Genomic DNA, 12,203 nt, shown 5'->3' with positions numbered 1-12,203 from the left:
GACCATTCTGCAAAACCTCGCCTCGGCGAGGTTTTTTCTTGCCTGCGATTTATGCGGGGAGACGGCGTTGCGTTTCCCCGGGGCATGCGCAATGAATCAGTGCTTGCCCACTGCTCAGCCGCTGAAGCGACAGCTCAGGCTGCCCAGCGCGCCCATCTCCACCTCAGCCAGATCGCCAGCAGCAACCGGCTGCATGCCGGCCAGCGCGCCGGTCATGATCACGTCCCCGCTGCGCAGTTGCTGTCCGGCAGTGACCATTTGATTGATCAGCCAGAGCGCCGCATCCAGCGGGTTACCCATGCTGCTGCCGGTGTTTCCGCTGGCTACCTGTTCGCCGTTGAGCTTCAGTGCTACCGGCAGGTCATCCAGCTGCACGCTGTCGGCCGCAACGCACCGGCCCAGTACGTGGGCGCCAAAGGACAGGTTGTCAGCGACCGCATCCGCCAGCGACTTCGGCCAGCCCTCATAGGCTGAGTCGCAAACCTCCAGCGCGGGCATCACGCCTTCGAGCGCTGCGATCAGGTCGGCGCGATCGGCCAGCGGGTCTTCGATATCGCGCGACAGGCGCATCGCAACCTCGATCTCCAGTCGCGGCGCGATAAAGTCTGCGTGCATCAGCGTCGTTCCGGTCTGATATTCGTTGGCTGTCAGCAGGACGCCGCGCAGCGGCTCTGCTACGCCGAGGGCCTGACGGGCGCGGGCATCGGTCAGCCCCAACTTGTAACCGGCCGGGCGCTCGCCCTGAAGCTGCCGGCTAATCAGCGCGTGTTGTACCGCGTAGGCGGACGCCAGGTCGGTCAGCGCGTACTCGCTGGCGACCGGGCCGCGTGGCGTGTGGCTGGCGCGTGCGACCAGCAGCGCCTGTGCGGCCTGTTCGATGTTGCTCATACAGTGTCTCCTCGACTCGGCTGTTCGCCGACAACAGTGGTACGGAACATCTCGCGGCGCTTGCCAAAATAATCGGAGATCGGTTGATGCCAAACGCAGCGGTTGTCCCAGATCGCCAGTGTACCTGGCGTCCAGCGCATGCGGCAGGTAAAGGCCGGGGCCGCCGCCACGCTGAACAGGTAGTCCAGCAGCGGACGTGACTCCTCCGGCTTCATGCCGGCGATGCCGAGGGTGTAGGCCGGGTTGGCGAATAGCACCTCGCGGCCGGTTTCCGGATGGCGAGTGATCATCGGATGGGTGCGCACATCGTCGTCGACGTTGTCGCCAAAGCGGATCTGCATGTTCTCGATGCCCGCGTTGTGGGCGGCTTTGGGGCCGTAACCGAACTCCGGGGTGTGGATGCCGTCGAGCTGGCGCAGCAGATCGCGCAGGGTGGGAGACAGCCACTCGCAGGCCAGGTACATATTGTTGAACAGGGTGTCGCCGCCGCTTTCAGGTACGTCATGACCGTACAGCAGGGTGAAGGCTGGCGGGCGCTCCTGAAATGACCAGTCGCTGTGCCAGGCACCGCCAAACACGAAAGGGCTGCCTTCGCCGGCTTCCTTGAGCACATGCACCACATGCGGATGATCGGCCATCGGCTGTACATAAGGTTCCTTGCCGAATGCGCCGAAGCGTAGGGTGACGGCTTCGAGCTGCTCGACGCTCAGGTTCTGGTCTCGAATAAAGAGCACGCCATGGTCCATCAGCGCCCGGCGCAGATCGGCCTGGCCTGCGTCGCTTAAGGTGTTGAGGTCGATGTCGTGGATATCGGCTCCCAGAGAGCCGGCCACCGGTACGCTGCGGAAGTACTCGCTGGGGCGGGCCTGGTTGTTTTTGGCGGTGGTAAAGAAGAACTCGGGCATGGCGGTTACCTGCAATCGTCTGTCTTGTTGTTGTTCGTGTTCTGCCAGGCAAGATTGCCTCTGTGTGCGGCAGCTATCCATGATAGTTTCTGCCATGACATGACAATAACTGCCACGAGGTCTGCATGAATTGGCGAGAGGTACGCGATGCCACCAACGTGCGCTACTTGCTGAGCACCGCGCGCACGCTGGGTTGCTCGGTGCAGGCCTGCCTGCAGGGCAGCGGGCTGGACGAGGCCATGCTGGGTGCCGGCGGCAGGGTCAGAGTCCAGCGCTGGCAAGAGCTTGCGGTCATCCGCAATCTGGTGGCGCAGCACCCGGAGCCGGGGCTGGGCATTCGGGTCGGCGGCTGCTATCAGCTGACCAGCCTGGGGATATTGGGCTACACCATGCTGGCCTGCCGCAATCTGCACGAAGCCTTGCTGGTCAGCACGCAGTTTCGGGAACTGACACTGTCGATTTGCCCGGTGCAGGTGCTGCCGTTCGACGGCGGCGTGCGCATGAGCCTGGACCACAGTGTGCTGCCGCCGGATGCACAGGACATGGTTGCCGAGCGCGGTCTGGCAGTCTGGAAGCGTATCTTCGGCGAGCTGCTGCAGCGTCCGTTTGTCCCGCTGCGCGTCGAGTTGGTGTTATCGCGGCCGGCCGCCATCGAGCTGTATGAAGATTACTTCGAGTGCCCCGTCGTCAGCGGCGCTGCCAGCAACGCGGTGTTGATTGGCGACGCGGATCTGGTCAGTGAGCTGCCGCTCGCCAATGCGCTCACCCGCAACGCCTGCGCGGCTCTGTGCCGTCAGTTGTGCGAGGGGTTGGAAGATGTGGTGTCGCCGCTGGCGCGTCAGGTGTTGCAGGTGCTGATCATTCACTCGGGCGAGCCACCGACGGCGGTAGCGGTGGCGGCGACCTTGGGCATATCGGAGCGCTCCTTGCACCGGCGGCTGGCGGCCGAGGGGCAGTCCTTTCGTCAACTGGTTGAGCGCGTCCGTGGGCGTCTGGCCGAGCGCCTGCTTGGCGACAGTGATCTGGGGCTGGATGCGATTGCCGCGCAGCTGGGCTATAGCGAGGCCGCCAGTTTCTCGCGTGCGTTCAAGCGCTGGACTGGCCTTGCCCCCTCACGCTGGCGCACCGCGCAACGTGAGGGGGCGTCGGGCTTCGGTGCGCCTGCGATCATAAATACGTTGTCTCCTGGCGACTGATTGGCTCGATGCTGAGACAGTCACATATCCACGTCTATACTGGTCTGGTCGCCTGCATGGGCGCAGGCGCCTCAGGTAGTCCACCGACGTTGGATAAGGAGTGTTTCTATGGCTGGTTGGTATGAACTGAGCAAGAGTACGGACGGGCAGTTTCGCTTTGTCCTCAAGGCCGGCAACGCCGAAACGATTTTGACCAGTGAGCTCTACACGGTGCGCGCCAGCGCCGAGAACGGCATCGCCTCGGTGCAGAAGAATTGCGCAGACGACACGCGATACGAGCGCAAGGAAGCGCGTGACGGCCGGCACTACTTCAACCTCAAGGCCGCCAACCATCAGGTGATCGGCAGCAGTCAGATGTATGCCTCGGCGGCCAGTTGCGAGAAGGGTATCGAATCGGTGAAGCACAATGGCAGCAGCACCGAGGTAAAGGACAAGACCGACTCCTGAGCCGGCTGCCGCTCCCGTCAGCGCATCATCGCTGACGGGAGCCGTGCGCCCTAGAACGAGGTGCTCAGGCTGGTGTAGAAGACCCGGCCCGGCTCGTTGTAGGTGTAGGCGCCGGCGACGTTGCTGTTGCCCTCGCGATACAGGCGCTTGTCGAACAGGTTGCTGATGCCGGCGCTCACGCTCAGGCTGTCGCTGAAGGCGTAGCGGCCACTGACGCCGACTAGCGCATAGGGCGAGATCTCGCGGCGCGCGTCGCCGGTCAGCACATTACCCTGGTAGTCGAGCTTGCCCGGGTTCTGCTTGCCGTACCAGGTGACGGTGGCCTGGGTCGATAGCGGCTGGCTGACCTGCCAGTCCAGCGTTGAGTTGATGGTGTACTCGGGGATGATCGACAGCGGCTCGCCGGTTTCGCGGTTCTCGGAGCGCAGCATCCAGGTGAAGTTGGTATTCCAGCTGAGCTGCTGACTGACCGGTACGTTCAGGGTGCCTTCCAGCCCCTCGACCAGGGCCTCCGGCACGTTGCTCCACTGGAATACGTCGGCATCGGCGTAGGCCGGATTGCTGCCGCCGGTGGCGGTGGTTACCGCGCTACGGCCGGATTCGATCTTGTCCTTGTAATCGTTGCGGAACCAGGTAACGCCGGCGAGCCATTCGCCCCGGCGGAACTCGATGCCGATCTCCTTGTTGATGCTGGTTTCCGCATCCAGACCCTCGTTGCCCATCAGGTAGCATGCACCGCCACCACCCCAGCAGCCATTGCCGCGGCTGTAGAGCAGGTAGTTGGGGTTGCTCTGATACAGGTTGGGCGCCTTGTAGGCGCGGGCGATGCCGGCCTTCAGGGTGAACTCGTCGTTGAGGGCCTGGGACAGGTTCAGCGAGGGGCTCCAGTTGCTGCCGGTCAGACTGTGATGGTCGAAACGCAGGCCGGGCGTCAGGGTAGTACCGGGGCGCAGCTCGATGTTGCTCTCGACGAACAGCGAGGCAATCTGCGCGTCGGTCTTGGTGTCGCGATCAGTGCCGGAGAGACCGGGCACCTCACCCGCTTCGGTGGTGGTCTGGGTGTTGGAGAAGGGGTCGTCCATGCGCTGGTCAACCCATTCGGCACCTAGTGTCAGCATCTGGTCGAGCCAGCCGTTGAGCGGCAGGTTGATCTCGCTGTGGGCGGTCAGGGTATCCAGCTCGATGGTGCCGAAATCGGTACTGGTGATGCTGCCCTCCGGTCCACCGGCCAGGCCCTCCTGCAGGCGGCGGTTGCGGGTGTTTTCGTACTGCAGATAGTTCAGCGTGCTGCCGATGTCCCAGTCGCCGTGGTGGGTGACGGCGTAGGTCTGGCGATAGATGATGTTGGTTTCGCGGCCAAGCCAGGGCGAGCGTCGAGCTTCCAATGCGGCTGAGTCGACGTTGTTCATGCTGTCGCCAGCATAAATGTTGCCCTGGCGGCTGTAGCCGGCTTCCAGGTCCAGCGTCTGGCGATCGGTCAGCGCCCAGCTGAGCAGGCCGTTGATGTCCTTGTTGCGCACGCCTTCACGGCCTGCGGTGGCCTGGTTGGGGACGGTGTGGCCGTCGTTGATGTCCGGGTCATCCATCTCCGACTTGGCGACGTTGCCGTACACGCGGTAAGAGAGGTTGTCGGTCAGCGGGCCGCTGAGGCCAAAGTTGGCGCGTTCGCTGCCGCCTTCTTCATCATGCTGGGCGATGCTCTTGTACAGTGTCAGGTTGCCGTGATGTTCGGCCTGCGGGCCCTTGGTGATGATGTTGACCACACCACCAGCGGCACCGTTGCCATAGCGCGCCGCTGCCGGGCCGCGCAGTACTTCAATGCGTTCAATCTGTTCGGCGGGTACCCAGTTGCTGTCGCCACGGGTATCGCGGTCACCGCGCCAGCCGTAGCGTACCGAGTTGCGCGAGGTAACCGGTTTGCCGTCGACCAGAATCAGGGTGTTCTCCGGGCCCATGCCGCGGATGTCGATCTGCCGGTTGTTGCCACGTGCGCCGGAGCCGCTGTTGCCCGTCAGGTTGACGCCAGGCTGTTTGCGCAGCAGCTCGGCGATGTCGTTGGCCGGCGGCTGGCGGGCGATGTCCTCGGCGTTGATGATGGAGACGCCGGGCGCCTGCTTCAGTTCTTCCTGGGCGGTGGCAATCACGTCCAGGGTGTCCAGTTCCAGCGCTTCGCCGGTCTGTGCTTGCGCTGCGGGCAGGCCCAGGGCCAGAACCACTGCAGCGGTGAGTTGGCTGTAACGGAAGCAGGAAAGGTGGCGTGCCTGAATCATCGGCAGATTCCTCTTTGGGTGCGCGGAGAAGGTTGGGGTCGGACGGCTGGATGCAGCGGCTGACCGGCTGACGACCATTAATGCGAACTATTTGCGTTTGCTGTATGCGGCGGGTAGTCTGCCACAGCGCGATGCTGGTGCGCTTTGCGCTGGCGTCAGCTTTCTTTGTCCGGCAGTCATCTTTGCGCGATGCCAGGAGGTAGCAGGTGGGTCAACGTCAGGACACGGTCGGCGCCAGCGAACTGGTGCGGCGTATTGGAGCACAGGTGCAGGTGTCGGCGCAGCAGGCAGGCAATCCGCTGTTTCGAGGGCGCCTGAGCTGGCAGCGGCTACGCTCCGGGCTGGCGCTGCACTGCTCGGATTGCGTCGAGCTGGAAGACTTTTCGACCAGCGTTGAGGTGGATCCCAAGCTTATTCTGGTGCTGTTTCTGCAGGGGCGTAGCGATGTCAGCTATGACGACCGCGCGCCGTGCTTTAATCACGACGCTCGCCGCCCCGAGGGCATGGCGGTCACCCTGACCGAGCGGGCCACCTTCAGTCGCCGTGCGCGTCGCGGCCAGCATATCCGCAAGTTGTCGATCAGCATGACGCCCGACTGGTTCGAAGGCGGCGGATTTGATGCCCAGCGCAGCCTGCAAGGGCTGCTGGGTGGGGCCAACAGTCATCTGCGTGTTCAGCGCTGGTTGCCTTCGCCGCGTGCGCTGGCGCTGGCTGAAGCCTGTATGCATCAGCAGACTGACAATCCGTTGCTGGCGCACTTGCAGCAGGAGAGCCGCGCGCTGGAGTTGGCTCATGAAGTGATCGCCGGGCTGACCGGCGAGGGCGTTGCCGTGCCGGGCAGCCTGCGTCCGCACGAGCAGCGGCTGATTGCCCGGGTTCAGGACCTGCTGATCAACGACACAGCCGATGGCTGGTCGCTGGAGCAGATCGCCCAAGAGGTTGGTACCAGCGCCAGTACCCTGCAGCGGCAGTTCAAGGCGGCGCAGGGCATGTCGCTGTTTGCCTGGCAGCGCCAGCGCAAGTTGCAGCAGGCGTTCGATGCGCTGGCCACCGGCAGGCTGTCCATCGAGGAGGCCGCCGCGCTGGCCGGCTATACCAGCGCGGCCAACTTTGCGACCGCCTTCCGCCGCGCCTTTGGTACTACGCCACAACAGGTCCGGCGTTTTCTCTAATTGGTAGCACGCTATTGGTGCAAAAAAATCGCCTTGTGCGTTTTTGTGGTGCGTGGCGCGTCTGCGTGCTGGGGGGCGGTGCGTCTGCAGGCCCCTGAAAATCGTCAATGTGGAACTTGGTGTGAACTTTGCTAATTTGTTCATACTTGCACTCGGCTTGCTCCTATCGGGGCGGTCGAGTGGTGCAGTTATCGATCCTCGCATAAGGATGCCTGATGATGTTCCCCCGTCTTACGCCGCTAGCGGCTGCCCTGTTGTTGCCGCTGCCCGCGTTGGCCACTACTGACCCCCTGTCGCTGGCCAGTATCACCGTCAAGGGCCAGGCCATGGTCGACATCACCGATCAGGCCTATTCGGTCACCCGTCTGCACGCTGACGAGATTCGTGAGGCGCACGTTGATCAGGTGCAAAGCCTGCTGCGCAAGGTGCCGGGTATGAATGTCAGCACGCTGGGGCTGCCGGGCGTGGCGGACAATATCTCGCTGCGCGGCTTTGGTGCCGGCGGGCACGGCGGAGACATCGGCTTTGTCGTCGATGGCATTCCGCTCAACGAGGCCATGTCCCACGCCGATGGTTACGGCGATTTGAACGTCGTCATCCCGCTGGAGCTGGAGCGTATCGATGTGCTGCGTGGCCCGGTATCGGCGCTGTATGGCAACTACAATCGGGCCGGCACGGTCACGCTGCAGAGCCGCCGGGGTGGCAACTACAGTGACCTGGACATCAGCGCGGCAGAATTCGGCAAGCTGGATCTGCAGGCCGCCGGCGGCTTTGAGGCCGAGCGCCAGCGCCTCAACCTGGCGGTGCAGGCGGTCCATGATGATGGTTTCCGCGATCAGTCGCAGGCCGATCGCCAGACCCTGGCTGGGCGCTGGGCGCTGGATCTCAGCCCTGATCTGGAAGTGGCGCTGTCGACCCGTCTGCATCATGCCGAGGCAGACAACCCGTCCTATCTGCCCTACGCCGACTATCAGCGTGACCCTTATGGGGTCTACAGCGAGGTGCAGAACGACGGCAGCGAAAAGGACTTCAGAACCCTGCGCCTGGATGCCAACTACCAGCTGGCTGACGATGTGCGCCTGCTGAGCTTTGTCTACCATACCCAGCAGGATTTCAGCCGCTGGTTTACCCGGCCGGTCAGCGGTGTCTGGACCCAGCGCGAGGAAACCTACGACCGCGATGTGCTGGGCGGCGGCTTCAACCTCAACGGTGATAGCCAACTGGCGGGCAGGTCGCTTACCTGGGTCACCGGCGTCGAAACCTATCGTGAACGCACTGACTACCTGAAGTATGAAAACACCCAATACCGCCAGCGGGTCGGGCTACCGGAGCTGGATCGCCGCTTCAGTCTGAACAACCTGGCGGCCTTTGGCGAGATGCAGTGGCAGCTGCACCCGCTGTTCATGCCCAGCCTGGGGCTGCGCTGGGACCGCTTCACCGGGGATTGCGACCTGGAAGGCGCGCAAACCTCCACGGCGGAGTGCGAGCGCATGTCCTCGGTCAGTCACACCAGCCCGAAACTGGGCATTCGCTCGCAGCCACTGGATTGGCTGGAGCTGCGCGGCAGCTGGGCCGAGGGCTTTGCCATCGCCCCGGAAACCGCCAAGTATTCGCTCGGCGCGAGCAGCGTCTCTCCCAACGTCTTCCGTCAGATCGAACTGGGCATGACGCTGAGCTGGCGTGACCTCGGGCTGGACCTGGCGACCTACCGTATCGACTCCAGCGATGAGATCGGCCGCAATCCGGCCGGCGACTACGAGAACTTTGGCGAGACCCGGCGTCAGGGCGTGGAAGTCTCGGGCTACTGGTACCTGACCGACAGCCTGGATGTGTCGCTGGCCTGGGGCACGGCGCAGTCAGAGATTCGCAAGCACCGTGATGCTGCCCTGGAAGGCAACCGGGTGACCGGCGTGCCCAGCCACACCACTACCGCGCAGGTAAACTGGCGCCCGCTGCCGGATTGGGAAGGCTCGCTGGTACTGCGCGATATCGGTGATTATGCAGTCAACGCCAGCAATCAACTGGTCGATGGCGGCTACCGGGTGACCGACTTCACGCTGTCCTGTTTGGTTCCGGGCACCCCGGGCTACCGCGCCTATCTGGCGGTGGAGAACCTGACGGACAAGGTCTATGCCTCCACCGTCTCTACCATCGGGTATGCTACCGGCGCGCCCCGCCGCGTCAGCCTGGGCATCCAGGCGAGTTTCTGACCCTAGCGCACAAGGAGTTTTACCATGTCTTATCCCCTACGCAGCCTGCTTGCGGCAACCGCTCTGATGTTGCTCAGCCCGTTGGTGAGTGCGCATACCGTGTGGCTTGAGTCGACCGACAGTGCGAACGGCTATGCTGTCCGCTTTGGCGGGCATGCCGGCGTGCTGGAAGACTTTCCGCCGGCCAAGCTGGAACAGGTCAGCGCCATCGATGCTGCCGGTGAGCCGGTGGCTGTCGCCCGCGAGGACCTGGCAGCCGGTGTGCGGTTGCAAACCGCCGAGCCGGCGTCGGTGCTGACGCTGTATTTCAACAACGGCATCTGGAGCCGACTGCCGGATGGCCGCAGCGAGAACCTGCCGATGGACCAGGTCGAGGGTGCCGAGTCGGCGGTCAACGCGGTCAAGTATCACAAATACATTGCGCGCTGGGACGCGCAGGCAACCCAGCCACAGGGGCAGCCCTTCGAGCTGCTGCCGCTGGATGCCGAGGCTCCGGCCGCCGGTCAGCCGGTGCGGCTCAAAGTGCTGATCGACGGCCAGCCGGCGCAGGGCATTGCCCTGGCGTTTGGTGAGGAAGGTGACGATGCCGTCAGTGACGCCGAGGGTGTCGCGGTGCTGATCGCCCGCAGTGGCGTCAATCGCATCTGGTCCGGTCAACGGCTGGCGGTGGCCGACAATCCGGCGTACACCCAGCTCAGCACGGAATACAGCCTGGTGTTCCATGCCCAGGACTGAGCTCACGCGTGCCGCGCTGCTGTTGCTGCTCTGGCTGGCGTCCGCAGCAGTGCAGGCGCATGGTCTGGATGTGATCGCCCAGCACAGTGAGGGGCAGGTGTCCGGTCTGGCGCTGTACTCCGACGGCACGCCGGCCGCTGCGATCTACGTGGCCCTGGTGGCGTCGGAAGACGCCAGCAGGGTGCTGGCGCAAAGCAAGACCGGCGAGGACGGCCGTTTCACCTTCGCCGCCCGCGAGGACGGTGGCATGCGGGTTATTGCCGAGGGCGAGGAGGGGCACCGCGCCCAGGCGCTGGTCAGTGAGGTGCCGAGCAGCAGCGGTAGTAATCAAAGCCTGTTGCTGCTGCGTGAGGATATCGCTCGCCTGGAGCAGCATCTGTGGTGGCGAGACGTGTTGGGCGGCATCGGCTATCTGGTCGGCGTGCTCGGCCTCTGGGCGCTGTGGCGCAGCCGTCAATCTGGTCGAGCGCACTGATGCATATCGCCGAAGGGGTGCTCAGTCTGCCGGTGCTGGCCAGCTGCGCGGCGTTGTCGGCGGGCGGTATCGCACTGGGTGTGCGCCGTCTGGATGAGGCGCGCATGCCGTTGGCGGCACTGCTGGGGGCGGCCTTTATGGTCGCCAGTACGCTGCACATGCCGGTGGGCGTGGGCAGTGTGCATCTGATCCTCAATGGTCTGGCCGGCTTGCTGCTGGGCTGGGCGGTGTTTCCGTTGTTCTTTGTCGCGCTGCTGCTGCAGGCCGCGCTGTTCTCCTTTGGTGGCTTTACCGTGCTGGGTGCCAACCTGCTGATCATGGCCGCGCCGGCGCTGCTGTGTCATGTGCTGCTGGCGCCCCTGCTACGCGGTGAGCCGAGCCGTCGCCGGTTGCTTCTGGTTGGTGCCGGTTGCGGGCTGATCGGCGTCGGTGGTGCTGCCGTGGTGGCCGCCCTGGTGCTGAATCTGAGTGGTGGCCGGCTGTTTGACCATCTGATCGGCATGCTGGTGCTGACTCATGCGCCGGTGTTTGTGGTCGATGCGTTGATCAGCGCGCTGGCCCTCAACCTGTTGTGGCGCATGTTGCCCGACATGACCCGCGAGCTGTGCCCATGACCGCGCCGCAACGGTTGTTGCTGGCGCTGGCCGGGGCACTGGGCGCCGCCCTGTTGCAGCAGACCTGGCAATTGCTGGCGCTGCTGCTGGTGGCCGGGGTTGCCGTGCTGGTGGCGGCGGTGCTGCGGCTGGCTTCAGTCCGCTGGCTGCTACGTCGGATTGCGCTGCTGAATCTCTTCGTGGTGCTGGTCTGGCTGACGTTGCCCTGGCATTGGACGGGTGGCGGCCTGGCGTGGAATCCGGCAGGTGTCGAGGCGGCGCTGCATATCAGCTTGCGCAGCAACATTGCCGGTCTGCTGTGCATTGCCCTGCTGGCGGGGATGAACGCCTTTGATGTGGCGGCAGCGGCAGCGCGCCTGGGCATGCCCGCACGGCTGGCGCAGTTGCTGCTGCTGACGGTGCGCTACCTCGGTGTCATGCAGCAGACGCGCCAGCAGGTGCAGCGGGCAATGCAGGCGCGGGGGTTCCGCCCCCGCTGCAACTGGCGCACGCTGGAAGTGCTGGCTCTGCAGGTCGCGCTGATTCTGGTGCATGCGTTACTGCGTGCCGAGCGGGTGGCGCAGGCGATGCAGGCCCGCGGCCTCGCGCAACGCGTGCGCGCGCCGGCCCGCAAGGCAGACCTGGTGGGTGTGGCTACAGGGCAGGAGTCGCTATGAGCGTGCTGATTCAGGCCAGCGGCCTGCGTCTGGCGCGCGGACCGCAGCGCCAGCTCGGGTTGCCCGATTTTGCCTTGCATGAAGGTGAGCGGCTGTGTCTGCTTGGGCCCAGCGGGCGCGGCAAGACCAGTCTGCTGCACGCGTTGCTGGGGTTTGTTCCGCTGCAGGCCGGCCGCCTGCAGGTATTTGGCTGCGAGCGCTCTGTCGAAGCCGACTTTGTCCCGCTGCGTGGCCCCTTGGGGTTGCTGTTTCAGGATCCGGTTGACCAGTTGTTTGGCCCGACGGTGGTTGATGACGTGGCCTTTGGGCCGCGCAATCAGGGACTGGATCGCCAGCGGGCCGGCCAGCTGGCGCTGCGTACCCTGGCTTCGCTGCAGCTGGAGCATCTGGCGGAGCGGCCGGTGCAGCAGCTCTCTGGCGGTGAACAGCGGCTGGTGGCGCTGGCCGGGGTGCTGGCAATGAACCCGCGCGTGCTGCTGCTGGATGAGCCGAGCAATGGTCTGGACCAGGCCAGTTGCGAGCGCTTGTTTACCTGTCTGCTTGAGACCGGCTTGCCGATGCTGATTGCCAGCCACGATCAGACACTGGTACAACGTCTGGGAACCCGGATTCTGACGTTGCCCGCATGAGGACCC

12 protein-coding genes are annotated in these 12,203 nt (G+C 64.4%); 9 read left to right on the top strand and 3 right to left on the bottom strand.

What is annotated here, in order from left to right:
- Nucleotides 1-114: 114 nt before the first annotated feature.
- Together CNQ84_RS08195 and CNQ84_RS08190 are read right to left on the bottom strand one after the other, a co-directional pair.
- Nucleotides 115-888, bottom strand: a complete 774-nt coding sequence (locus CNQ84_RS08195; protein ID WP_065335729.1) for a 2-keto-4-pentenoate hydratase — start codon at nucleotides 886-888, stop codon at nucleotides 115-117.
- Nucleotides 885-1,793, bottom strand: a complete 909-nt coding sequence (locus CNQ84_RS08190) for a TauD/TfdA dioxygenase family protein (RefSeq protein WP_096004403.1) — start codon at nucleotides 1,791-1,793, stop codon at nucleotides 885-887. The genes CNQ84_RS08195 and CNQ84_RS08190 overlap by 4 nt, the downstream gene beginning before the upstream one ends.
- A 125-nt stretch (nucleotides 1,794-1,918) precedes the next feature.
- On the opposite strand from CNQ84_RS08190, the gene CNQ84_RS08185 reads away from it, so the two are divergent.
- On the top strand, nucleotides 1,919-2,989 hold the full coding sequence (locus tag CNQ84_RS08185; protein WP_096004402.1) for an AraC family transcriptional regulator: 1,071 nt from the start codon (nucleotides 1,919-1,921) through the stop codon (nucleotides 2,987-2,989).
- 108 nt (nucleotides 2,990-3,097) lie between these two features.
- Complete coding sequence (locus tag CNQ84_RS08180; protein WP_096004401.1) at nucleotides 3,098-3,436, top strand: YegP family protein; 339 nt, start codon at nucleotides 3,098-3,100, stop codon at nucleotides 3,434-3,436.
- A gap of 50 nt (nucleotides 3,437-3,486) precedes the next feature.
- On the opposite strand, the gene CNQ84_RS08175 is transcribed toward CNQ84_RS08180, so the two are convergent.
- Entirely contained in the window at nucleotides 3,487-5,706 is a 2,220-nt protein-coding gene (locus CNQ84_RS08175) for a TonB-dependent siderophore receptor (RefSeq protein ID WP_096004400.1), read from the bottom strand.
- A 206-nt stretch (nucleotides 5,707-5,912) separates the two neighbouring features.
- On the opposite strand from CNQ84_RS08175, the gene CNQ84_RS08170 reads away from it, so the two are divergent.
- From CNQ84_RS08170 to CNQ84_RS08140, 7 genes are all read left to right on the top strand, one after another.
- Entirely contained in the window at nucleotides 5,913-6,878 is a 966-nt protein-coding gene (locus CNQ84_RS08170; protein WP_096004399.1) for a helix-turn-helix transcriptional regulator, read from the top strand.
- A gap of 215 nt (nucleotides 6,879-7,093) precedes the next feature.
- The gene (locus CNQ84_RS08165) at nucleotides 7,094-9,088 is read left to right on the top strand and encodes a TonB-dependent receptor (protein ID WP_096004398.1); all 1,995 of its coding nucleotides are present in this window, start codon (nucleotides 7,094-7,096) and stop codon (nucleotides 9,086-9,088) included.
- 24 nt (nucleotides 9,089-9,112) lie between these two features.
- On the top strand, nucleotides 9,113-9,823 hold the full coding sequence (locus tag CNQ84_RS08160; RefSeq protein WP_096004397.1) for a DUF4198 domain-containing protein: 711 nt from the start codon (nucleotides 9,113-9,115) through the stop codon (nucleotides 9,821-9,823).
- The gene (locus tag CNQ84_RS08155) at nucleotides 9,810-10,298 is read left to right on the top strand and encodes a hypothetical protein (protein ID WP_096004396.1); all 489 of its coding nucleotides are present in this window, start codon (nucleotides 9,810-9,812) and stop codon (nucleotides 10,296-10,298) included. The genes CNQ84_RS08160 and CNQ84_RS08155 overlap by 14 nt, the downstream gene beginning before the upstream one ends.
- A complete protein-coding gene (gene cbiM, locus CNQ84_RS08150; protein WP_096004395.1) occupies nucleotides 10,298-10,912 on the top strand; it encodes a cobalt transporter CbiM in 615 nt (204 codons plus the stop codon). Before CNQ84_RS08155 ends, cbiM begins: the two co-directional genes overlap by 1 nt.
- The gene (locus CNQ84_RS08145) at nucleotides 10,909-11,568 is read left to right on the top strand and encodes an energy-coupling factor transporter transmembrane component T family protein (RefSeq protein WP_096004394.1); all 660 of its coding nucleotides are present in this window, start codon (nucleotides 10,909-10,911) and stop codon (nucleotides 11,566-11,568) included. Before cbiM ends, CNQ84_RS08145 begins: the two co-directional genes overlap by 4 nt.
- Complete coding sequence (locus CNQ84_RS08140) at nucleotides 11,565-12,197, top strand: energy-coupling factor ABC transporter ATP-binding protein (protein WP_096004393.1); 633 nt, start codon at nucleotides 11,565-11,567, stop codon at nucleotides 12,195-12,197. Before CNQ84_RS08145 ends, CNQ84_RS08140 begins: the two co-directional genes overlap by 4 nt.
- Nucleotides 12,198-12,203 lie beyond the last annotated feature (6 nt).

This window comes from Pseudomonas abyssi, assembly GCF_002307495.1.
Lineage (GTDB): Bacteria > Pseudomonadota > Gammaproteobacteria > Pseudomonadales > Pseudomonadaceae > Halopseudomonas > Halopseudomonas abyssi.
Note: the sequence above shows the minus strand (reverse complement) of the source record. Positions and strands in the feature narration are given on the sequence as shown.